This is a genomic window from Bifidobacterium moukalabense DSM 27321 (assembly GCF_000522505.1).
GTDB lineage: Bacteria > Actinomycetota > Actinomycetes > Actinomycetales > Bifidobacteriaceae > Bifidobacterium > Bifidobacterium moukalabense.
Map to the genome: position 1 here is coordinate 136,023 of NZ_AZMV01000001.1, position 23,049 is coordinate 159,071.

Consider the following 23,049-nt stretch of genomic DNA (forward strand, 5'->3'; position numbering starts at 1 on the left):
TCGTCAACGATAGAGCTTCATGCCCTGCGGGCTTTCCGTAAAGCCCGCGGCATGGAGCAATCGCATGTATTCATTGCGCTGTTTCAACGACTCGCCGTTCATCTCGTTGAAGCTGATGCTGCCACTGTGCTGGCGTTGCAGTGCGTAGACAAGTTCCGCGCAAGCCGGCCGCAGCGTATCCTCGGTATTGGCGAACGCCGTGATCCGATGACTTTTCGGTACGGCGAACAGTACGGGCCCACCCTGCTTGAACACGATGATCGACCCCGCCCTGCGCGCCGGTTTTGCGCCGCGACCGCCGCCAGCGGCCCCGACCGCCGCCGACTCCCGTTCGGGCCATGCGATCGCCGATCCCATCAGACTCGCGGGATCGGTCACATCGAGCGCCACGCAGGATTGGCTATGCCACCGGTCTTCGCTGCGCAACGCGTCCACGGTATCGCGGCCGGCGAATTGCGCCGCGCCGAATCCGTCGACAAACATGCCTCGTACCAGCGTACCGTGCTCTTCCATACGTTTCAGAACGGGGTACAGTCCGGAGAAGCCACCCGCGATCCGCTCCCTGTCAACCAGCGGGGCCGCGATAATGCCGTACCGGTCCAGCAACGACTCGATTCGTGCGATTCCACGTTCCTCCGCACCGCCGTTCGGTGCCGCCGTCCCGTTCCCCACCGGTCCCGAAACGCCGATTGCGGACCATAGTCCGCTCAGCGTCATCGGAACCGCGGTACGCACACGCACCCGCCTACGCGAGGCGGTTCTGGGCGCGCGTACGGTTCTTCCGGTCCCCTGCATCCGCGCACGTATGGGGCCAAATGAGCTGTTGGTCACCCTGCCCTGCCATACGAGCGACCAAAGCGCCTCCTCGAATTGGCTTTCGCCCCATGTGGGAAAGGTGATTTCACCCGTGAGGTCGTTCACCTGCACTTCGGCATGTCGCTCCCAGATCGACTTGGCGGCCGCCGACAACTGAGACGCATGGAAGGCGCCGCCATCGCGCAGTGCGGCGACGATGGCCTGCGGCACGGTCAAGGTCTCATCGCCATCGACGGCGCCGACGTCGACGCCGGCCGTTTCGGAGGCCAGAGGCGAATCAGCCGGGTAAAAGGCGATGTTGCCGACCTCCTTGGCATCCGTGTCGCCGGTCTTGTCACCGACCCAGATCACGTCACCGGAGGCGATCAGTTCGTCGAGCATGGAGGGATGGTATCCACGCACCCGCGCCGGAAACACGGAGGATTCCCAGACTTGCGCGGCCAAGGACACGCCTTCAAGCTGTTCGATGACGCGCATCAGACCGTCGATGCCTTCGTAGCGTTCGCCGCCGACCGGGCCGACTCCTTGGCGGTCAAGTAGGAATGCCTGGTAGGTTTGCTGGCTGACCGGTTTGACGGCTTTGCGCGCCTTGGCGAGGGAACGGGAACGGATGCGGCGGAAGATGTCTTTGTGAAGCCATTGCTGCGGAGGTCTCCCCCGGTCGGGATCGGCCGGTGCCGGAACATCGACGAAATGGCCTTTGAGCAGGTCTCCCCTGGCATGAAGCTCATCGAGGGTTCTCACGGCCTGGACGGCATCGATGTTCAGTTCGGCGATCATCCGGTCGGCGATGAATGGGCCATGCGTCTTGGCGTAGCGTGACACCCGGCCGGTAACATCTTCCGCGTCCAAATCGTTCCAGAAGGTCTTTTCGGCCAGCTCGTCCTCGATCTGCCCGACTACGTCGGCATCCAGCACGGTGGACATGTCGGTGTCGCCGAGGAGACGTTCCAGCACCTCCGGATCCATGGACAGCAATTGCGTGCTGCGCTCGGCCTGCGGTACGTCGTATTGGTACATGACCGCACCCACGAATCCGAAAAGCATGTTTTCCGCAAATGGCGACGGCGTTTCGGTGGTCACGTCGGCCAATGCGATCGTTCCGGAGTTCAATCCGGTCATGACATGACGTAGCGCAGGCAGATCATACACGTCCTGCAGACATTCACGTGCGGTCTCCAGCAGTAACGGGAAGTTGCCGCGCGTACGGGCCGCGTTAAGCAACTGGGCGGCACGCAGTCGCTGCTGCCAGAGCGGCACGCGTTTGCCCGGGTCGGTACGCGGCAAAAACAGCGCACGCGCCGCACATTCGCGGAATCGCGCCGCGTACAGCACGCTTTCGCCGACCTGCGTTTCGATGATGCGCTGCAGTTCGTCGATATCGAACAATATGAGCGCGTGGACCGGCAGGCCGCCGTCACCGTCCGGCAGATGGATGATGATGCCATCATCGGCCGCATATACCTGCCCGTCGAATCCATAATGCTGTCTGATGCGTGTGGTGATGGCCATGGCCCATGGTTCGTGCACGCGTCTTCCGTATGGTGAATGGATGATGACGCGCCAGTCGCCCTCCTCGTCCCGACAGCGCTCGATGACCAATTCGCGGTCATTCGGGATCGCGCCGGTGGCGGCACGTTGCTCTTCAAGCAGATCGGCCAGATTCCCGATGGCGTTGTCGTCAAGTCCGTCATGGCGCAGCCTTGTGACGATTCGCGCGTCGAAGCGTGCTTCGGCACCGATGCAGCCATCCTTCGCATGTCCGGAATCCTCCGAAGTGCGCGCATGCAGTCCTTGGGCGACCTCACGGAGGAACCGGCCCTGGGCGAGTCCGAGACCATAGTCGCGCCCGTCGCCTTCGCCATGCCAGAACGGCAGTCGCGCGGTACGTCCGGGAGCGGGAACCACCACCACCCGATCACGTGTGATCTCCTCAATCCGCCATGTGGAGGTGCCGAGGGTGATTACGTCGCCCACGCGGGACTCATAGACCATCTCCTCGTCGAGCTCGCCCACCCTACGTGGGCCGGGCCCGGAAGCCGCTTCGGGAAGCACCACGGTGTACATGCCTCGGTCGGGGATGGTCCCGCCGCTGGTCACGGCCAGACGTTGCGCTCCGGGGCGTGCGGAGATGAGTCCGGATTCCTCGTTGCATTGCAGTGGCGGCCGGAACGCGGAAAAGTCCTCGCTGTTATAGGCACCGGTCATCATGGCCATCACCGCATCGAAGATCGACCGGTCCAGATCCGTGAATGGTGCCGCCCTGCGCACCCTTCCATACCACTCGTCGGGATCGAGATCGCCCATGGCCGCCGCCGCCACGGTCTGCTGGGCAAGAACATCCAATGGGTTGCCTGGGATCGCCAACGGTTCGATATCGCCGGTCTGCATGCATTCGATGCAGGCGGCCGTACCGATGATCTGCTCACGCGTGATCGGGTAGAACAGTGCATGCGAGACCCCGCCGACCCGATGGTCGGCGCGTCCCACCCGCTGCAATCCCGAAGAGACCGATAACGGCGGTGCTATCTGGATCACCAGATCCACCGATCCCATATCGATGCCGAGCTCAAGGCTGGAAGTGGCCACCACGCATCGCAACCGGCCACGTTTGAGCCGCTCCTCAATCTGCTTGCGCCTGTCTTTCGACACGGATCCATGATGTGCCATGGCGATTGCATCGCCGTCCGCATGCGACCCGACCAGCATGGTGGTCGGTCCGATTACGGAATCGTAGTGTCCGGCGGATCTCGGCGAGCCGGTGTCGTGTGGCTCGGCATGGGAGGCATCGGCATACATGTCGTTGAGACGCGCGGTGAGTCTTTCGGCCAGTCCTCGTGAGTTGACGAATACGAGCGTGGTGTGGTGCTTCAGCACCTCATCAAGCACGCTACGTTCTATGGCCGGCCATGCCGAACCACCCGTCGGGCCAGGCGAGGCATGGTCCCCGGACGTCGCGTTCCGAACGATGCCCCTGCGTTCGGCCAACGATTCCATGGCCGGAGTCACTCCGGAGATATGCGGGACGGGGGAATTCGAACGATCCGCACCACCAGCCCGATATTTGGCGTCGGAGGATCTGCGCTCATGCATGACATCGAGGGGTTCCACGACCCTCGCATCCATTGCGGGCCGCGTTCCGGGATCGACGATCCGCACCGCTTGCACGCCGCCGAGGAACCGCGCGGCCTCCTCGGGCGGATTCACCGTTGCGGATAGGCCGATGCGCTGTACCGGACGGCCGACGAGCCCGTCCAACCGTTCGAGGCTCAGCGCAAGGTGCGCGCCGCGCTTGGAACCTGCGACGGCATGCACTTCATCGATGATCACCGTCTCGACGGTCGAGAGGATGCGCCGGGCCTTGGAAGTGAGCATCAGGAACAGTGATTCCGGAGTGGTGACGAGAATATCCGGCGGATGGCTGACCATACGGCGTCGTTCCTTCGGTGTGGTGTCGCCACTGCGCATGGAGACCCGAATCTTCGGCGCGGGCAGTCCCAAGGCCTTGCACTGATCGGCTATGCCATGCAACGGCGTTTCGAGATTCTTCGCCACATCGACGCCCAAGGCTTTCAGCGGCGAGATGTATAGCACCCTGACGCCACGCGCAGCCTTTCCCGACCGGCCCCCGCCATCGTCGGCGGCGCATGCGGTCGTCTCCCCCCATCAGACTGTCGATCGCCGAGAGGAATGCGCATAGGGTTTTGCCGGAGCCGGTGGGAGCGATCACCAGCACGTTCCCGCCGGAGTGGATGGCCGGCCACGCCTGCCTTTGAGCGTCGGTCGGGCATGCGAACGTACGCTCGAACCATGCCCTGGTGGGCTCCGAGAACAAGTTCAGACATTCGTACATACGTTCGATTATGGCATCGGTCGCAGACGTCGGCCCTCATCGTCGTCAACCCACTCGAGCACGTCGCCGGGCTGACAATCCAACGTCTCGCAGATGGCATCGAGCGTGGAAAACCGAATCGCCTTGGCGCGTCCGTTCTTCAACACCGAGACGTTGACCGGCGTGATGCCTATCGCTTCGGCCAGCTCGTTAACGCTCACCTTGCGTTTGGCGAGCATCACATCGAGATTCACACGGATCGCCATATCAGATCACCGCCGCCAACTCATCACGCTGTTCGATGGCCTGCATCAGCAGCGAGCGCATCACCAGCATCAACAGCTCGAACGCGGCGATCAGCAGCAAGGCGACCAGGCATGCACCCAAGATGACGAACCGCACCGAATCCCGTTCAACGCCCAACGCTTCGACCACAAGCATCGAAGGCGACATCCAGATCTGGGCCAGCATCAGCAGGATCACCAACACGGCCTCGGCCCCGGCGCACGCAAGAATGCCGTTCGTCCAGCGCACCGCCTCTCCGGAAAACACATCGCGCCGCCTGGCGAGAGTCAGCAATCGCCATAACGGGATCAGCGCGATCTCGAAACATGCGACCATCAGCACGCCGCCAATCACATACATCCAATGCGACGCATCGGCGTGGGGGGTAGGCGGTCGCGACGTCGTCCGCGACCACGAACAGACCCACCTGCAGGCCCAGGCAGCATACGGCGAACATTACGATCAGCACACGCAGCGCGCCGATCACCCCATAATGGCATGTCAAACGGTCCGACATGGCGGATCTCCTTATCCCAAGATTTCTGAATATCGATAATAATCTATCGAGAGTCGATATGCAAATCCTGTGAAAGTAAGTCTATCGATATATTTCTATCGTTTTTTCGATATGTTATGGTGACGATATCCTACGCAACATCATCGAAAGGCCACTCATGACGGAATCCCAATCCCAGACGCAACCGACGGCCGATTCCCGACCGGCGGCACCCGGCCCGCAGAATGGCAGGCCGGCGGTGGACCATGCGATCAGACGGCAGGAGATGGCGGGCCGTCCGATCGCCCAACGCACGATCATGACCATATGCGCGGCGTTGATGATCACATTCGCCTTCGACAGGCTGGTCTGCAGCATCACCCCGGCGTGGCTGTCGGGCTACGCGATGCCGGCGTTCTGGATGATATGCACCGCCACGATCAGCGCGCTGCATTGGCGGACCGCCTGCAGACGCCCGCTTGCCTGGCTGGTCTCGGGAAGCGTCATCGCCCTCGGCATATGGGAGATGCTGTTCTCAACGACATGGGCATACTCAGACAATCTGGAGTACGCAATGACCACGGCATTGGCCCAGCCCGCCCTGCTGATGCTGCATTGCCAATTGGCCAACGGCCGATATGACGTACGGCATCCGTTCCAAGTCGCATGGAACTGGTTCACCGGCTGGTTCATGCAACCGTTCATGAAGCTGAAATGTTTCTCCGAACCGTTTTCCATCATGTTCGCCCGGTTCGCCACAGCCTCGGGAAAGCGTTCGAAGGCCCGCGAAATCGGCGTGGCCCTGCTTGTTTCGATTCCCCTGCTGCTGGCGATCGTTCCGCTGCTGACCGGTGCCGACCAGGTGTTCCGATACGAGCTGGTGAGCACCTTCGGACACATCATCGATCCGACGGAATTCATCCTTCACGCGGCGATCGTTCTTCTGCCATGGCCGTTCCTGAGCTCACTGCTCATCGGACTTGACGGCAAGCCAGCGTCCACGCTTCCGGAGCGCCGCGTCGCATTGAGCACGACCACGACCATCGTGGTGCTGCTGACGACGCTGCTCGTATACGCGTTGTTCTGCGCGGTGCAGTTCCGTTTTCTGTTCGCGGGATTGTTCGCCGACGGCTCGATCGCATTGCCCGACGGCCTGACCTACAGTGAATACGCGCGCGGCGGTTTCTTCCAACTACTGGCGGTTACGGCGATCAATCTGACCATATTCGGTGTCGCGCTTACGTTCACACCGCGCACACGCCCGCTGTCGGCATCGCTGATCGCACTGCTGACGGCGACCGCCATCATGCTCGCTTCGGCGGCGCTTCGTCTGGGACTGTATATCGACGCATACGGGCTGACCTGGCTGCGCTATGTCTCGATGACGTTCATCGCGCTGCTGGCGATCGCGATCCTGTTGTGCCTGGCCCGCCTGAAGGCGAATCGTCTTCCGTTGGTCGCAACGCTCGTCGTGCTGTTCATCGTCTGGTACGTGGCGCTCGGCTTCAGCAATCCAGGCTGGGTATGCGAGACCTTCAACGCGTTCCATGGCTTCGACGCGGCCTCATCGGTTCAGATCCCCTGACCGCCGCACTTCCTACGCAGGGATTCGTGCATGATGACCATGAGTACGAGGAAAACGGCCAGATACCATGGGAACAGGGAGATGGTGACATGCTGCGCGATCAGGCCGAACACCGGTGGCATGCACATCGACCCGACATAGGCGCAGGCCATCTGCATGCCGACGATGGCCTGTGACTTGTCTTCCCCGAAGTACGTCGGCGTGGAGTGAATGACGCATGGATAGATCGGCGCGCAGCCGAGCCCGACGACCATCAGGCCGACAATGGTGCCGAGGTTCTGCGGCAACGGCAGAAGCATGACCACAATGCCGAGCAATACCAGGGCCTGCCCCATGCGGATCATGGTCGGATCGTCGAATTTCATGGTGACGAAGCCGCTCAGCAGACGGCCGACGGTGATGCCAATGCAAAACAGACTGGCCCACATGGCCGCCGTGGTCTTGTCGATGCCCTTGCCAAGAGCCATGTAGCTGCTGGCCCACAGCATGGCGGTCTGTTCGAGCGCGCAATAGCAGAAGAACATGATGAGAATCTCACGAGCGCCGCGGATGGCGAGTACGCCTCGAACGCCGAGCGGCTTGCGGGACGGCTCCTGGGCAGGCCCTTCGGCGGCGGATCGCTCGGGAACGCCTGCCGAGGATTCCGTTTCCATGGTTTGCGGCTGAGAAACTCGTTTTTTCCACAGTGGCAGGCTGAAGATCAGTATGGCGGTCAGGATGATCTGCAGGATGGAGATGTAACGGTACCCCCATGCCCAGCCTTGGCCCGCGCTCAACGCATAGCCCATGATGTATGGGCCCGTCAGCGCACCGATGCCCCACATGGCGTGCAGCCAGCTCATATGATGGCTCTCGTAGTGGATGGCCACGTAGTTGTTCAGGGCCGCGTCCACGCCGCCGGCACCGAGGCCGTACGGAATGGCGAACAGGATCAGCACCCAGTAGCTTGGTGCGATGGAGAATCCGAACAGGGCGAATGCGGTCAACGCCACCGACACGGCGGTGACCTTGCCGGCACCGAAACGCAAGGTCATACGGTCCGACATCAATGCGGAGACGATGGTGCCGGCCGAAATGACCATGGAGATGCCGCCGGCCCATGACACGGGAGCACCCAGATCGGCGCTCATGGTGGGCCATGCGGCACCAAGTACGGCATCAGGAAGGCCAAGGCTGATGAAGGCCACGTAGATCACGGCAAGCAGGAGGTTGACCAATCCCGTCTCCTTTGGCGCATATGGTTACGATGTGTTTTCTCACCCAGTATTCTAGACACATCTATCTACCAATCGGTAACCAGCGGGTTTCATTATCGTTCGCGGAAATTTCAGTTTCCACCGGCGCACACGATGCGGTGGAGCCAGACAATGACGATCAGGTATCGATCTTGGAACGGTCGAAATCGTCGGCGTTCTCAACGATGAACGCCTTGCGTGGCGGCACGTCATCGCCCATAAGCAGACTGAAGATCTCGCTGGCCTGCTCGGCGTCCTCCATGCGGATACGGCGCAGCATGCGCGTACGCGGGTCCATGGTGGTGTCGGCAAGCTGGTCGGCATCCATCTCACCCAGGCCCTTGTAACGCTGAATGTCATCGTTGTAGCCGATGTGCCTACCGTCAAGTTCGGCAAGCTTGCCGGCCAGCTCGTCATCGGAATAGGTGTAGATGAATTCGCCCTTATGCGAACCGGTCAGGGCGATGCGGTGCAGTGGCGGCACCGCCGCGTACACGTGACCGTGCTCTATAAGCGGACGCATGTACCGATAGAACAGCGTGAGCAGCAGAATACGGATGTGCGCGCCGTCGACATCGGCATCGGTCATCATGATGATTTTGTCGTAACGCGCCTGCTCGATATCGAAACTGGCCCCGGAACCCGCGCCGACCACCTGGATGATGGCCGCGCATTCCTTGTTCGACAGCATCTGCGCCAACGAGGCCTTCTGCACGTTGAGGATCTTGCCTCGAATCGGCAGCAACGCCTGGAAACCGGAGTTTCGGGCGGCTTTGGCGGTGCCCAATGCGGAATCGCCCTCGACGATGAACAGTTCGGCCACATCATCGTTGCCCGGTTGGCAATCGGACAGTTTCGGCGGCATCGAAGCGGATTCGAGTGCGTTCTTACGGCGGGTGACCTCCTTGGTCTTACGTGCCTGAATGCGGGCGTGCATCTCACCGACGATCTTTTCGAGTACGCGGCCGGACTGCTCCTTGTAGCCACGTTTGGAGCCGGTGATCATCTCGCCGAACTGCCTGTCGGTCATACGGGTGACGATCGGCTTGACCTGCGCAGTGCCCAGCACGTCCTTGGTCTGGCCCTGGAACTGGGGTTCGGCGATGCGCACGGTCACCACGGCCACAAGACCGGCCATGATGTCGTCACGCTCGACCTTCATGTTGGAATCCTTGAGATTCACCTTGAGCTTGCGCGCGTTGTCTTCCACGGCCTTACGAATCTGCTTGGTGATGCCTTGCAGGAAGCCGTCCACATGCATGCCGCCGCCGGGGGTCTCGACCACGTTCACGAAGCTGCGCAGGGTGGTGTCGTATCCATTGGTCCAACGCATGGCGATATCGACAGCGCAGTCGCGGGTGACCTTCTGCGCGTGCAGTTCGCCGCCCTCGCCCACGGCTTGGGTCTCCTCGACGTAGGTGTCTTCGCCGGTGATGCGCCAGATGTCGGAGACCGACTCGCCTTTGGAGAGGAAGTCGACGAAATCCTTCACGCCACCGTTATGGAGGAATTCCTCGACACGCGCATGGCTGTAGCGCGGTTGTGCCGGTTGCGCGTCGCCCGTGTTGCCGTCGGCCTGCGTGGTTTCGTCAGCCGGTGCATCGACTTCCACCATTGCATCGACGGATTCGTCGCCGGTTTCGGGAATGTTCTCGTCGATGACGGTGATCTTCAGTCCCGGCACCAGAAAGCTGGTCTGGCGTACACGGTCGATGAGCTGCTCGTAGCTGAATTCGGCGGTGTCGTTGAAGATTTCCGGATCGGCCCAGTAGCGGATACGGGTGCCAGTGGTCTTCGGGCTGACCTTGCCGATGATCTCCAGTTCGGTCGGACGGTTCTTACGGGTGCGCTTGAATGGTGCATCGGGAGACGGATGTTCCGGATCCGCGTCAGTGTACACACCGGGATGTCCCTGATGGAACGACATGTGGTGCGTTTTGCCGTCACGATCCACTTCGACGTCGAGTCGGGAGCTCAGGGCATTGACCACCGAGGAACCCACGCCATGCAAACCGCCGGAGGCGCCGTAGGAGGAATTACCGAACTTCGCGCCGGCGTGAAGCTTGGTGAGCACCACCTCCACACCGGTAAGCTTGGTCTTCGGCTCCACGTCGACGGGAATGCCTCGGCCGTTGTCGGCGACTTCGATGGAGCCATCGGAATGCAACGTCACGACGATATGGTCGCAGGCGCCGGCAAGGGCCTCATCGACGGAATTGTCGATGATCTCCCACAGACAGTGCATCAGACCCTGACTGTCGGTCGTGCCGATGTACATGCCCGGACGCTTGCGTACCGCGTCCAGACCTTCCAGCACGGTTAGGCTGCCTGCACCGTAATTTTCCTTGGCCATGTTCCTCATTCCGCCGTTGTGTCGGCCACACGAGAGAAGTCGAGAAATTCGCCTTCGTGGCGGATCTCTCGACTTCGTTCATACGTTTTTCCGTTCGTCACTGATCCAGGAAGTCGCGCAGCGTCTGCGAACGGGACGGGTGGCGCAGCTTCGACATGGTCTTGGATTCGATCTGACGAATACGTTCACGGGTCACGCCGTATACACGACCGATATCGTCCAGGGTCTTCGGCTGGCCGTCCTCCAAGCCGTAGCGCATCTTGATGACGCCGGCCTCACGCGGGGACAGGGTCTCAAGCACCTGCTTGAACTGTTCCTGTAGCAACGAGAAGGCGACCGCATCGGACGGCGCGATGGCATCGGTATCCTCGATCAGATCGCCGAACTCGGAATCGCCGTCCTCGCCCAGCGGGGTATGCAGCGAAATCGGTTCACGACCGTACTTCTGGACTTCCTGCACCTTCTCGACAGGCATATCGAGTTCACGCGCCAGTTCGTCCGGCGTAGGTTCACGGCCCAGATCCTGCAGCATCTGACGTTGCACGCGGGACAGCTTGTTGATGACCTCGACCATGTGCACAGGCACACGGATGGTACGGGCCTGATCGGCCATGGCTCGGGTGATGGCCTGACGAATCCACCACGTCGCGTAGGTGGAGAACTTGAAGCCCTTCTTCCAATCGAACTTCTCGACGGCGCGGATTAGACCCAGATTGCCTTCCTGAATCAAATCGAGGAACAGCATGCCGCGGCCGGTGTAACGCTTGGCGAGCGACACCACCAGTCGAAGGTTGGCCTCCAGCAGATGGTCCTTGGCCTTCTTGCCGTCGTTCGCCGCCCACTTGAGCTCGCGCCTGCGCTTGAAGTCCATCTGACCTGCCTCGGTATCCAACAGGTGCTGGGCGTACAGGCCTGCCTCGATACGTTCGGACAGGTCGACTTCCTGTTCCGCGTTCAGCAGGCTTACGCGACCGATCTGCTTCAGATAGTCCTTGACCGGATCGGCGGTGGCGCCGGCAGCCACCACACGACGCTTCGGGTTGCCGGACGGCGTCAGATTGTCGTCGTCATCATCATCCCGTACGACAAAAGCGCCCTTTTCCTTGGGCTCCTCAGGCTTCTTGCGTTCCTCTTCGTCCTCATCCTCGTCGTCCTCCGGTTCGGATTCCCCATCCTCGTCGAGATCGGACTCATCGTCGTCCGCATCGACGTCGTCAAGGTCCTCGTCGAAATCGTCGAGATCGGACTCATCGACCTGATCATCCTCGTCGCCAAGGGTGTCCTCGTCCTCGATCGGCTCCTCCTGTTTCTTGGCGGGGGCCTTCTTCTTCGCGGTGGTCTTACGTGGGGTCTTCGTAGCCGTGGCCTTCTTGGCGGCGGTCTTCTTGGTGGAGGCCTTGCGCGAGGCGGCTTTCTTCGTGGAGGTGGTCTTATCGGTCAGATCAGCCTGTTCAGTGCTTGCCATCGTTTCCTTAGTGGCCAAACTTATCCTCCTGCATGATCCTGCCGGAAGCACATACCATATGGGCCCACTTCTGGCAAGGGCAAATCGTCAACTATGTGAGTAAACCATCCTCCAAGGACGATTATTCCCCAATCGGCGAAGTCCTCACGCGCCAATCATCCGACTTACGGTGTGTCGCCTGTGGTTTCGCCGATCCACGCCGGTCCGACATGCCGGTGCACGGCCGAACAGACTATCGCTGCCAGCGAACATCCCTCGTCGATCGCGAGCGCGCGCATCGCACACAACATGGCGCGATCGTCGCCCAGCCACCACAGAACGTAACCGATTACCGCCAGCGGCTGCACGTGATAGGACTCCGGCACCGCCTCGATGATGTCGAACAGCGTGCCGATGCCGCGGCTGCAACGCTTCATATCAGGATGGGCGGCGGCGTCATGGAACGATTCGCTGAGCAATTTCTCCAGACGTCGAGCATTGCGCGGCAGCATGGGTCGCGAGGCGAAATCAAGCAGGAACTCCCGCGGGCAGCGTTCCTCATCGAGGATGATTGAAATCAACAGGGCATCACGAATGGCCAGGGTCCGGTTCATGCCGACCGCAAACGCGGCCATATCCGTCCGGCCAAGACCTTCCCCACACCGCAACGCATCCATCCAGTGGTCGAGCGGATTCTGCAGATATGCGCGTATGGCGTCGCACATACCCCCTTCTCGGCAGCGCTCACGGAGCAGACGGCCGGTGTCGTCCAACTCCCGTTCGGAAAACGACATGAGGCGTTCGCCGACGCCCGCTTCCGACGATCGCGGCTCCTGTATTCGCGAGCGCAGGTCATATTCATAGCCACCTTTGCACTTCCCTCCATCATCGCCATTGCATATGCCACCCATGTCATGAACCTCCTCGGTCGTTCCGGATTCGGGCTTTGGCAGGCCCATGGAAGGCACTATGCCGCATTGCGTGGCTTCCATCCGTCCTTTCCCTCCCCTGTGGTCGGAGGATGGGCCCTTCGGCGTTTCGTAACGTGTTTTATGTGCGACAAACGTTGCGAATACTAAGATTCGCTCTTGTCGAAAGGCTGTGGATAACTGAGAGGTATGAGTAGCTCCACGGATTTGGAACAGATCGAGTCCCGCATTGTCGAATTGGTGAAGGATTTCGTCACACCGCATGCCGATGATGCGGTGGCGCCCTCCTGCAAAGGCGTCGCCGATGCGGTGGCCCGCCAGGCGGTCGTTTCCAGTGAGGGTGGCAAAAGGCTGCGCGCGCTGCTGACATTGGATTCCTTCCGCACGTTCGCCGACGATGCCGCCGTGGCGGCCGATTTTGATGCGGTGCTGGATTTGGCTTGTGCGGTCGAGGTGTTTCAGACCGGCGCCCTGGTGCATGATGACATCATCGATGATTCGGATCTTCGTCGTGGCAAGCCTTCCGCGCACCGGGCATTGGCCTGCGGCACGCATAGCGACGCGATCGGACACGGCCTGGGCATCATGTTGGGTGATATGCTCGCGACGTCCAGCGTGGATATCGCCAACCGTGCGGCACGTCGCCTGTCCCATTGCGATGACGTGGTCGGCGCGTTCCTGACCATGCATCGCGAGGTGGAGATCGGGCAGGTGCTGGATCTCGCCGTGGAGTTGAATCCGCTGAACGACCCCGAGGGGCTGGTCGACGCCTCCTTGAACGTGTTTCGTTGGAAGACCGCCAGCTACACCACCATCGCCCCATTGGAGTTCGGTATGCTCGCGGCGGGGTCGGATGCCGCAACCGCCCGCGACCATGCCATGGCGATCGGCCTGCCGTTGGGCCTGGCGTTCCAGCTTGCGGACGATCTGCTGGACGTGGTCGGCTCGAGCCACAACACCGGCAAGCCGGTCGGCGGCGACATTCGCGAAGGCAAACGCACCGTACTGCTGGCCGACGCCCTCAGCGGCGCCAATGCGACGGAACGCGCGGAGCTCATCGACATATGGGAGGCGCCATCGCGCTCCGAGGAGCAGGTGAGGCAGGCCATCACGCTGTTCGCATCGACAGGCGCCATCGAACGTTCCCATGATCGGATCCATGATTTGTGGAATGCCTCGAAGAGCGTCATCGACACATTGGACGTGTCGGATGACCGCAAGGAACTGCTGGCCATGGCCTGCGCACGGTTCGTACCGATCGTCGCCTAGCCGCGGCTGGCAACACTCCCCCCATGCTCTCGTTGCAGAATACGCGAAAACCTGCTTGTAGACTGAGGTGAGGATATCGCTTGTCGTGAGATTTTCAGAAGGAACCATACGGATCAACCATGAGTGAAGCTTCACACGCACCCGAAGGGCAGATCATCGAAGGCCGCTATCGGGTCGTCAGCAAAATCGCCGAAGGCGGCATGGCCACGGTGTATCAGGCCATGGACGAGCGTCTGGAGCGCACCGTCGCCATCAAGATCATGCACACCCAGTTGGCGCAGGGCCCCCATCGCGATCAGTTCGTACAGCGATTCCGCCGCGAGGCCAAGTCGGCGGCCGCCATTGCGAACCCCCATATCGTGCAGGTGTATGACACGGGTGAATTCAATGGTCTGGATTATCTCGTCATGGAGTACGTGCATGGCGTGAACCTGCGGTACGAGATGAACCAACAAGGCACGTTCAGCGTGCGTGAGACATTGCGTATCGTGGGCGAGACGCTCGATGGCCTTGCCGCGGCCCATCGTGCCGGCGTGGTGCATCGCGACATCAAACCGGAGAATATTCTGCTCAATGACCGTGGCCACGTACAGATCACCGATTTCGGCCTGGCGAAGGCCGCCTCGCAGGCAACGCTGTCTTCGACCGGCATGCTGCTCGGCACAGCGGCCTATCTTGCACCGGAGATGATCGAGAACAACCAGGCCACCGCGCAAGGCGACCCGTATTCCGTCGGCATCATGGCCTGGGAGATGCTTACCGGCGAGGTACCATTCACCGCGGATAATCCGGTGACGCTTGTGTTCAAGCACGTGCACGAGGATGTACCGTCCGTGGCCACGAAATGCCCTGGCATCAACGCGGCTGTGGCCGCGTTCATAACGCATATCACCGCCCGCGCCGTCGACGCGCGACCCGCCGACGCCACCGTCGCCCTGCAGGAGTTGCAGCGGCTGCAGTCCGAACTTTCGATCGAGGATTGGCAGTACCGTCTGCCGTCCTCCACCGATGCGCCCAGTTCCGATGATGCCACTGCGCCCATGGTCTCGCCGATTCCCGGGCCGCCTGCGCCTCCGACGAAGACCACCGTCATGTCGGCGGATGCCACCACGCAACTGCCGCCGTCGCTGGCGTTCCTGCAGGATGGCGCTCCGCGGCAAGGAACCGGATCCGACGCCACGCAGGTGATCGGAACGGGCGCAAACAGCGGCGGTCCCACACAGGCATTCGTCGGGATGCCTGTGTCAGGTAACGATGGCGACCAAGGCGGAGCCGAAGCACGTCGCAACAGATCGCGCAAGCCTCTCATCGCAGCCACCGTCGCGGCGCTGCTGGTGATCGGCGGCATCGGCGGCGGTTGGGCATGGTGGTATTACCGCGGCCCCGGCAGCTACTGGACCATGCCGACTCCTGCGGGGACCCAATGCGCGACCGGGCAGACATGCCGCATCACCGATACCTCGTGGAGCGAATACGAGCGGCTGCTGAAAGTCGCCAACATCCCGTATTCGACCAGCAAGGCCTACAGCGACACCATCGGCGAAGGCAACATCATCTCCACCGATCCGGCGAACGTACTCGATCATGTCAGCAAAAGAAACGGTCAGAAGGTGAAGGTCGTCATTTCCAAAGGAGTGCGGCAGGCGACCGTTCCCGCCGACATTCTCGATGCGACCAGCGCGGATGGCAAGGATCCGATCAATGCGCTGAAAAAGGCCGGTTTCGACGACATCGAACAGACCGCCGCCTCCGATGATGATTATTCGCTGGATGTGCCGCAGGGCGCATTGCTGAGCATCAGCGTTGACCCGGGCACGACGTTGCCGCATAACACGAAGATCACCGTCACCCTGTCGCAGGGCCCGAAGCCGGTGACCATGCCGGATATCGTCGGCAAGACGCAGGATGAGGCGCAACAGGCGCTGGGTGAGCTCAAACTCACCGTGAACTGGACCGAGCAGTTCGATGACAAGATCCCGCAGGGGCAGGTGATTTCGGCCTCCGCCAAGTCCGGAGACGCCCTGCACTGGGGAGACAAGGTGGATGTGGTCGTTTCGAAGGGCCCGGAAACGATGACCCTGCCGAACTATGTGGGCCAGAAGGCGTCCGAGGCGAAGAGCGCGTTGGAAAAGCTGGGCTTCAGCGTGAAGATCAGTTCACAGTTGACCTTGGATTCCGATCAGGACAAGAAAGTGGCCTCGCAGGATCCGGTCGGCGGCACCGAGGTCCGCCTGCGCCAGGAGGACGGCACTCCGACCACCGTCACCTTGAAAATGTACTCATCGCTGTTCTAGAGTCGTCTTTCGGGTTCCCTCAAGCGGGAACCCGAAAGGAATCAGTCCTCTTCCTTGGCCGTGGCTTTGAGCTGCTCCTTGACCTTCTGCGCATACTCGTCCACGTATTCCTGCCCGCTCATCCTCTGGATTTCCATGGTCACGCGGTCGGTCAGCGAACGCAGATCGTCATGGGTGATCTGGTCGGCAGGCTTCCTTTCCACCTCGATCGGCTTACCGTAAATCACCGTGGTCTTGCCTTTGCCTGGAATGACCTGACCGGGCACCTGCAACTCGCGTGAGCCGATGATGGCGGTCGGAACGATAGGGCAGCCGGTCTCGTATGCCAGGCGTGCGGCGCCGGTGTGCCCCTTGTACAGGCGACCGTCCGGGCTGCGCGTGCCTTCGATATGGATGCCGAACAGGTGGCCGTCCTCAAGAATCTCGCGTGCATGGTTCAACGCGCCGAGCGACTTGGAACCGCCGGAACGGTCCACGGGGAACACGCCGACGGAAGTGAACCACCACTTCTTGAATCTGCCTTTGATGCCTTTGCCTTCGAAATACTCGGCCTTGCCCATGAAGTGAATCATGCGTGGACTGGTCAATGGCAGGAGCGCGTCATCGATGACGGCAAGATGGTTGGCTGCGATGATGGCGCCACCTTCGTGCGGAATATGCTCAAGCCCCTTGGCGGTCGGCCCCAGACGATGGATGGCGATCGGTCCCAGGCCTTTCACAAAAAACCAGTAGAGCATTCTTCACGATCCTCCCAGCGGATTGGCCTCCGCTTGATTAAAGTTATAGGTATGACTGACCTCAACAATAGCAATGCCGACGAAGAACGCCCAAACGCCACGTCGAATGATGGCGCCGACGACCTTGACGCCGCTTGGGCCGAATTCACCCAATCCCATGCCGACGATCTGAAGGCCGTGGAACAGTCGCGCAGCGCCAAACGCTTCGAGAAGCACGCACGGCGCCGCGAGAAGGAGGCGCTGCTGTCCATCAACGATCTTGACCAGGGCACGTTCACCGACGACGTCCCGCGAGGCCGAGGCCCACGCGATTTCGCCGGCTCCAGCTGGCTTGACACGGATGACGTCATGGATCGCTATGGCGACGATTTCGTGCCGCCGAACCCGAAGATCGGTCATGTCAAACCATCAAAGCTGGTGTTCTGGGTGCTGCTGGTCGCCGGTGTGGCGGGCATCATCGGCTCGGTGTTCATGCCCGCATTGGCCACGGTTCTGGGCTCGATCTTCGGCGTGTGCGCGCTGGTCGGCGCCGCTGGCCTGATCGCCCAGCACAAGGGGCATGCGCAGACGCGCACCGACCCTTTTGATGACGGTGCGCGCGTATAGATGGTTCAGGAGGGCGGTTCAGGCCTTCTTGGAACGGGCGACGGCGATCCACTTGTCGAGCAGAGCCTCGGCCTTGCCGGAATCGACCGTCTTCTCGGCGATGTCATAAGCCACCTTGAAGCGTTCGGTCAGGCTGGCATCGGCCGGTACCAGATGGCCATCGGCCACGATGGCGGATGCCGCGTTCAGCAGGGCGGTGGTGCGGAACGGCACATCCTTGCCTGCGAAGAAGTCACGGGCGAGACGGGCATTCAGCTCCGGTTCGCCGCCCTTGAGGTCTTCGACGCTCACCTTGGCGAGTCCGAGCTCCACGGTCGGATCGAATTCGGTTTCGGTGACCTTGCCGTCCTTGAATTCCCAAACGGACACCGGGCCGGTCGGAGCCATCTCGTCAAGCCCCTCACTGGAGGTGTAGACCATGCCGGTCTGCCCGTTGGCCGCATAGACGGCGGCCATGACCGGGCTCATCGCACGATTGGCGCAACCAACGGCCATATGCTTCGGAGACGCCGGATTGGTCAGCGGGCCGAGCACGTTGAATACGCAAGGCACGCCCAAAGCGGCACGCACAGGCCCCACAAAGCGCATGGCCGGGTGGAAGGTACGAGCGAACGCGAACGCGATGCCGCATTCGTTGCCGACTTCGGCGACCTGTTCGGGAGTCAGGTCAAGCGGCAGACCCAACGCTTCGAAGCAGTCGGCCGTACCGCATTTCGAGGAGGCTGCACGATTGCCATGCTTGACGACCTTCACGCCGGCGGCCGCAGCCACCACTGCACCCATGGAGGACAGATTCACGGTGGCGGCACCGTCACCGCCGGTACCGACGATGTCGGTGGTCTCACCATCGATATCCAGCGCAATGGCATGATTGACCATGGCCTTGGCCGCGCCGCGCACCTCGTCCGTGGTCAGGCCCAGTTGCTGCTGGGTGGCCAAAACGGCACCCACGGCGGCCGGATCGGCGTTGCCGTTCATCAGGTCATCAACGAACCACTCGGACTCCTCCGCGCTCAGATGGTCCCCTCCGACCAGCTTGGTGAGGATCGACTTCCATGTGATTTCGGCCATGATGCCCTCCCTGGCGTTTCGGCACGCCGTATGTGGTGTACGTAACGCCGCCAATTCTATCGATTCCGGATTTCCGTACCGCCCCTCGTCCATATCACGAACAAAGCGGTGCAAAAAACTCCCGCTGGTGCGGGCCGTCGGCTGCATATCCGACGGCCCGCACCAGCGGGAGCTCCATTAGACCAGTGGGATTCCCCGGCTCAAGGCCTCGCACATCCGTTCAGGATGCGCCCGCCATCAGTCACTTCTCGTTCTGGCCGTGGCACATCTTGTATTTGCGACCGGAACCGCACGGGCACTGGGCGTTCTTGCCGGTTCCGGGGAAGGTACGGCCATCGGCCCACGGGGAGTGCAGCTCCTCGCTCTTCGGGCGCTTGTTGGCCGGGACCTTGCCCTCGGCATGGCTGATCGGCTGCATGCCGACGATGCCCGGTTCGGCCTTCTTCTCTTCGGCGAGCTCGTCGATGATGGCCTTTTCGGATTCGTCATCGGTCTCCGGTTCGGCGGGAGCGGACTGACCGGTAGGCTCAGCCTCGCCTTCAAGACCCATCACGGCTTCCGCCGCGTTTACGGCCTCGTCCTCGTCGGATTCGGTTTCGGTGTCCTCAGTGGTGGCCACGCGTTCGATGTCCACGTGGAACAGCAGCTGGATGGACTCCTCCTTGATGGCCTCGATCATGGAGTTGTACATCTGGTAGCCTTCGCGCTGGTATTCGACCAGGGGGTCACGCTGGCCCATGCCGCGCAGGCCGATGCCGTCCTTGAGATAGTCCATTTCGTAGAGGTGCTCGCGCCACTTGCGGTCGAGCACGGCAAGCACCACACGACGTTCAAGCTGGCGCAGGCCTTCTTCGCCGACCCTCTCCTCGATGTCGAGATACTGGTCCTTGGCATCGGCGACGATGAGATCACTGAGCGCCTTGGCGGCCTTGTCACCCTTGAGTTTGGAGACGGCATCCTTGGCGGTTTCCTGTTCCACCGCAATCGGGTACACGGAGGCGAGCGCCTTGAACAGGCCTTCCCAATCCCAATCCTTCGGCTTGTCGGAACCCTTGTTGGCGCCCTTGATGTAGCTCGTCACGGTATCGTCGATGAAGCGCAGGATATCGTCGTGGATATCCTCGCCCTTGAGCACCGCCTGACGTTCGGCGTAGATCACGGTACGCTGCTTGTTCATCACGTCGTCGTACTTGAGCACGTTCTTGCGGATTTCGAAGTTACGTGATTCCACGGCCTTCTGCGCGGTGCGCACGCCCTTGGAGACGCTCTTGGCTTCGATCGGCTCGCCTTCCGGCATGCCCTTGGCCATGACGCGGGCCACCAGCTGGGTGTTGAACAGGCGCATCAGATCGTCTTCGAGCGACAGGTAGAAGCGGGATTCGCCCGGATCGCCCTGACGGCCGGAACGGCCACGCAGCTGGTTGTCGATTCGGCGGGATTCGTGGCGTTCGGTGCCCAGCACATACAGACCGCCGAGGTCGACGACCTCTTCATGTTCGTCCTTGACCTGCTCCTTGATTTCGGCCAAGGTGCCCGGCCAGCGCTTCTCGTACTCTTCCGGGGTGTCGTCCGGCGAGTAGCCTTCGGACTTGAGTTTGGCGTCGGCGAGGAACTCAACGTTGCCGCCGAGCATGATGTCGGTACCACGGCCGGCCATGTTGGTGGCCACGGTGACGGCGCCCTTGCGGCCGGCGACGGCCACGACGGCGGCTTCCTTGTCGTGCTGCTTCGCGTTCAGAACCTGATGCGGGATCTTGGCCACGTCAAGCAGCGAAGAGACGATTTCGGAGGATTCCACGGATGCGGTGCCCAGCAGGACCGGCTGTCCCTGCTTATGGCGCTTGGCGACATCGCGCACGATGGCGGCGAGCTTTTCCTTCTTGGTGCGGAAAATCAGATCGTCCTGATCCTCGCGGATCATCGGCTTGTTGGTCGGGATCGGAAGCACGCCAAGCTTATAGGTGCCCATGAATTCGGCGGCTTCGGTCTCCGCGGTGCCGGTCATGCCCGACAGCTTGTCGTACATACGGAAGTAGTTCTGCAGGGTGATGGTGGCGAAGGTCTGGTTCTCCGCCTTGACCTCCACGCCTTCCTTGGCCTCGATGGCCTGGTGCAGTCCCTCGTTGTAGCGACGGCCCGGCAGGATACGACCGGTGTGTTCGTCGACGATGAGCACCTCGCCGCCGGTGACGACGTAGTCACGGTCACGCAGGAAGAGCTCCTTGGCCTTGATGGCATTGTTCAGGTAGCCGATCAGGGCGGTGTTGTTCGGCTCATACAGGTTGTCGATGCCGAGATAGTCCTCGACCTTGGTGATGCCTGGATCGAGGATGCCGACGACCTTCTTCTTCTCGTCGACCTCGTAGTCCTCGTCGCGGGTGAGCTTGGGGACCAGACGCGCGAACTGGCGGTACCAACGGGTCACGTCGCCTTCGGCCGGGCCGGAGATGATCAGCGGGGTACGGGCCTCGTCGATGAGGATGGAGTCGACCTCGTCGACGATGGCGAAGTGATGGCCGCGCTGCACCAGATCGGACTTCTCCCAGGACATGTTGTCACGCAGGTAGTCGAAACCGAATTCGTTGTTGGTGCCGTAGGTGATGTCGGCGTTGTACTGCTTGCGACGTTCCGGCGGCTTCTGATCGGTGATGATGCAGCCGGTGCTCATGCCGAGGAATCGATAGACGCGACCCATCAGTTCGGCCTGGTAGCTGGCCAGATAATCATTGACGGTGACGACATGGACGCCCTTGCCTTCCAAGGCGTTCAGATATGCCGGCAGCGTGGCGACAAGGGTCTTGCCTTCGCCGGTCTTCATTTCGGCGATGTTGCCCCAATGCAGGGCGGCGCCGCCCATCAGCTGCACATCGAAATGGCGCAGTCCGAGCGTGCGCTTGGAGGCCTCACGCACGGTGGCGAAGGCTTCCGGCATGATCTTGTCGAGGGATTCGCCGTTGTCGATGCGTTCCTTGAACTTGGCGGTCTGGTCCTTGAGTTCCTCGTCATTGAGGGCCGCGATCTCGTCTTCCAGCGCGTTGGTCGCCTTGGCAACGTTCTCGAGCTTCTTGATCTGTCGGCCTTCGCCCATGCGCAGGGCTTTGTCAACGATATCTACCACAATCACTCCCTTGGTGTATGCGTGCTTCCTTAGGTGAGATTAGTCGTATCGCACCGTTTTTTGGAAAAACATCATCCATTTTACGGCATTTCTGCACATGACGTTTCGGCATGAAAAAAGGATCCGCACGATGAGGTGCGGATCCCTATCAATACTCGGATTCGGCGATCGCCTTCACCGAATGTTGAACATCACTTCTTGACATTCTCCGGGGTGTCGATCTCGAAGACGCCGTAGCTCCAGCCGTGACGGTGGTAGACGACGGACGGGCGACCGGTCTCCTTGTTCACGAACAGGAAGAAGTCGTGCCCGATCAGTTCCATCTCGTACAGAGCCTCGTCGATGGTCATCGGCTCGGCGACATGCAGCTTGCGGCGGATGACGATAGGAGTATCGCCAACCTGGACCTCAACGGATTCGCCAGGACCAAGATCCGTGGCCACGGCATCGGCCGGGCTGTTGTTCGGCTCCTCAGCCGGCTCCACAGCCGGCTCCGGCTCAACCACACCCATGTCGACCGGGACCGGGTTGGTGTAGCCACGACGGTGATCCTTACGGCGATCGCGGGTGCGACGCAGACGCAGGGTCAGCTTGTCGAGGGCCATGTCCAGTGCGCTGAACTCGTCGGCGCTGGAAGCCTCGGCACGCACTACGGTACGGCCTGCGATGACGGTGATTTCCACGCGCTTGGCGGTATCGGCCTGACGTGGGTTGCCTTCGTGCGACAGTACGATCTGCACGCGCTGCGCATCCGGAGCGATAGCGGTCACACGATTCATCTTGCTTTCGACAACGTCACGGAACCTTTGCTTGATCTGCGTATGACGTCCGGTAACGACGATTTCCATGTGGACCTCCCTAGACTCAAGCGGTGTCACCCGCTATATGTGGACCAAACGGCTTCTCCGCCGCTCGGGTAGTTTTATTGTAGCCGCAATCATGCGGATTTCACGGAATACCACTATAAGAAAAGCGATAT

14 protein-coding genes and 1 pseudogene are annotated in these 23,049 nt (G+C 61.2%); 4 read left to right on the forward strand and 11 right to left on the reverse strand.

The window, feature by feature from the left end; translation table 11 throughout:
- Nucleotides 1–3: 3 nt before the first annotated feature.
- The 3 genes and pseudogenes from BMOU_RS00590 to BMOU_RS00600 all read right to left on the reverse strand — a co-directional run bounded on the left by BMOU_RS00590 (nucleotide 4) and on the right by BMOU_RS00600 (nucleotide 5,293).
- A pseudogene (locus BMOU_RS00590) lies at nucleotides 4–4,669 on the reverse strand (DEAD/DEAH box helicase).
- Between the two features lie 8 nt (nucleotides 4,670–4,677).
- The gene (locus tag BMOU_RS00595; RefSeq protein WP_034873785.1) at nucleotides 4,678–4,914 is read right to left on the reverse strand and encodes a helix-turn-helix domain-containing protein; all 237 of its coding nucleotides are present in this window, start codon (nucleotides 4,912–4,914) and stop codon (nucleotides 4,678–4,680) included.
- A gap of 1 nt (nucleotide 4,915) precedes the next feature.
- Nucleotides 4,916–5,293 (reverse strand): DUF2975 domain-containing protein, encoded by a 378-nt coding sequence (locus tag BMOU_RS00600; RefSeq protein ID WP_235143624.1) that lies wholly within the window; start codon nucleotides 5,291–5,293, stop codon nucleotides 4,916–4,918.
- A 314-nt stretch (nucleotides 5,294–5,607) separates the two neighbouring features.
- Between BMOU_RS00600 and BMOU_RS00605 the strand changes: the two genes are divergently transcribed.
- On the forward strand, nucleotides 5,608–7,014 hold the full coding sequence (locus tag BMOU_RS00605; RefSeq protein WP_051428838.1) for a DUF4153 domain-containing protein: 1,407 nt from the start codon (nucleotides 5,608–5,610) through the stop codon (nucleotides 7,012–7,014).
- Here the strand turns inward: BMOU_RS00605 and BMOU_RS00610 are convergent.
- The 4 genes from BMOU_RS00610 to BMOU_RS00625 all read right to left on the reverse strand — a co-directional run bounded on the left by BMOU_RS00610 (nucleotide 7,002) and on the right by BMOU_RS00625 (nucleotide 12,771).
- Complete coding sequence (locus BMOU_RS00610; protein WP_034873788.1) at nucleotides 7,002–8,231, reverse strand: MFS transporter; 1,230 nt, start codon at nucleotides 8,229–8,231, stop codon at nucleotides 7,002–7,004. The two genes, BMOU_RS00605 and BMOU_RS00610, sit on opposite strands and share 13 nt — an antisense overlap.
- Before the next feature lie 157 nt (nucleotides 8,232–8,388).
- Nucleotides 8,389–10,602 (reverse strand): DNA gyrase/topoisomerase IV subunit B, encoded by a 2,214-nt coding sequence (locus BMOU_RS00615; RefSeq protein ID WP_034873789.1) that lies wholly within the window; start codon nucleotides 10,600–10,602, stop codon nucleotides 8,389–8,391.
- A 97-nt stretch (nucleotides 10,603–10,699) separates the two neighbouring features.
- Complete coding sequence (locus BMOU_RS00620; RefSeq protein ID WP_034873790.1) at nucleotides 10,700–12,085, reverse strand: RNA polymerase sigma factor; 1,386 nt, start codon at nucleotides 12,083–12,085, stop codon at nucleotides 10,700–10,702.
- 146 nt (nucleotides 12,086–12,231) lie between these two features.
- Entirely contained in the window at nucleotides 12,232–12,771 is a 540-nt protein-coding gene (locus tag BMOU_RS00625) for a DUF4192 domain-containing protein (RefSeq protein WP_235143625.1), read from the reverse strand.
- Nucleotides 12,772–13,164: 393 nt separating this feature from the next.
- Between BMOU_RS00625 and BMOU_RS00630 the strand changes: the two genes are divergently transcribed.
- Both BMOU_RS00630 and BMOU_RS00635 read left to right on the forward strand, forming a co-directional pair.
- Nucleotides 13,165–14,244, forward strand: coding sequence for a polyprenyl synthetase family protein (locus BMOU_RS00630; protein ID WP_034873791.1), 1,080 nt, complete (start codon nucleotides 13,165–13,167; stop codon nucleotides 14,242–14,244).
- 119 nt (nucleotides 14,245–14,363) lie between these two features.
- Complete coding sequence (locus BMOU_RS00635; protein ID WP_034873793.1) at nucleotides 14,364–16,538, forward strand: Stk1 family PASTA domain-containing Ser/Thr kinase; 2,175 nt, start codon at nucleotides 14,364–14,366, stop codon at nucleotides 16,536–16,538.
- Nucleotides 16,539–16,579: 41 nt separating this feature from the next.
- On the opposite strand, the gene BMOU_RS00640 is transcribed toward BMOU_RS00635, so the two are convergent.
- Nucleotides 16,580–17,275, reverse strand: a complete 696-nt coding sequence (locus BMOU_RS00640; protein WP_034873796.1) for a lysophospholipid acyltransferase family protein — start codon at nucleotides 17,273–17,275, stop codon at nucleotides 16,580–16,582.
- A 51-nt stretch (nucleotides 17,276–17,326) separates the two neighbouring features.
- Between BMOU_RS00640 and BMOU_RS00645 the strand changes: the two genes are divergently transcribed.
- Nucleotides 17,327–17,881: a hypothetical protein gene (locus BMOU_RS00645; RefSeq protein ID WP_034873797.1), complete on the forward strand. Its 555-nt coding sequence runs from the start codon at nucleotides 17,327–17,329 to the stop codon at nucleotides 17,879–17,881.
- 18 nt (nucleotides 17,882–17,899) lie between these two features.
- Here BMOU_RS00645 and trpD read toward each other — a convergent pair whose 3' ends face one another.
- From trpD to hpf, 3 genes are all read right to left on the reverse strand, one after another.
- A complete protein-coding gene (gene trpD / locus BMOU_RS00650; RefSeq protein WP_034873798.1) occupies nucleotides 17,900–18,952 on the reverse strand; it encodes an anthranilate phosphoribosyltransferase in 1,053 nt (350 codons plus the stop codon).
- A gap of 241 nt (nucleotides 18,953–19,193) precedes the next feature.
- A complete protein-coding gene (gene secA / locus BMOU_RS00655; protein ID WP_034874402.1) occupies nucleotides 19,194–22,070 on the reverse strand; it encodes a preprotein translocase subunit SecA in 2,877 nt (958 codons plus the stop codon).
- 191 nt (nucleotides 22,071–22,261) lie between these two features.
- A complete protein-coding gene (hpf, locus tag BMOU_RS00660; RefSeq protein ID WP_034873799.1) occupies nucleotides 22,262–22,918 on the reverse strand; it encodes a ribosome hibernation-promoting factor, HPF/YfiA family in 657 nt (218 codons plus the stop codon).
- Nucleotides 22,919–23,049 lie beyond the last annotated feature (131 nt).

What these genes read in the sequence shown, in the direction of transcription:
- BMOU_RS00595 (WP_034873785.1), bottom strand. Translation starts at nt 4,914, where the DNA reads ATGGCGATCCGTGTGAATCTCGATGTGATGCTCGCCAAACGCAAGGTG.
- BMOU_RS00600 (WP_235143624.1), bottom strand. Translation starts at nt 5,293, where the DNA reads ATGTATGTGATTGGCGGCGTGCTGATGGTCGCATGTTTCGAGATCGCG.
- BMOU_RS00605 (WP_051428838.1), top strand. Translation starts at nt 5,608, where the DNA reads ATGACGGAATCCCAATCCCAGACGCAACCGACGGCCGATTCCCGACCG.
- BMOU_RS00615 (WP_034873789.1), bottom strand. Translation starts at nt 10,602, where the DNA reads ATGGCCAAGGAAAATTACGGTGCAGGCAGCCTAACCGTGCTGGAAGGT.
- BMOU_RS00625 (WP_235143625.1), bottom strand. Translation starts at nt 12,771, where the DNA reads ATGTGCGACGCCATACGCGCATATCTGCAGAATCCGCTCGACCACTGG.
- BMOU_RS00630 (WP_034873791.1), top strand. Translation starts at nt 13,165, where the DNA reads ATGAGTAGCTCCACGGATTTGGAACAGATCGAGTCCCGCATTGTCGAA.
- BMOU_RS00635 (WP_034873793.1), top strand. Translation starts at nt 14,364, where the DNA reads ATGAGTGAAGCTTCACACGCACCCGAAGGGCAGATCATCGAAGGCCGC.
- BMOU_RS00640 (WP_034873796.1), bottom strand. Translation starts at nt 17,275, where the DNA reads ATGCTCTACTGGTTTTTTGTGAAAGGCCTGGGACCGATCGCCATCCAT.
- BMOU_RS00645 (WP_034873797.1), top strand. Translation starts at nt 17,327, where the DNA reads ATGACTGACCTCAACAATAGCAATGCCGACGAAGAACGCCCAAACGCC.
- trpD (WP_034873798.1), bottom strand. Translation starts at nt 18,952, where the DNA reads ATGGCCGAAATCACATGGAAGTCGATCCTCACCAAGCTGGTCGGAGGG.
- hpf (WP_034873799.1), bottom strand. Translation starts at nt 22,918, where the DNA reads ATGGAAATCGTCGTTACCGGACGTCATACGCAGATCAAGCAAAGGTTC.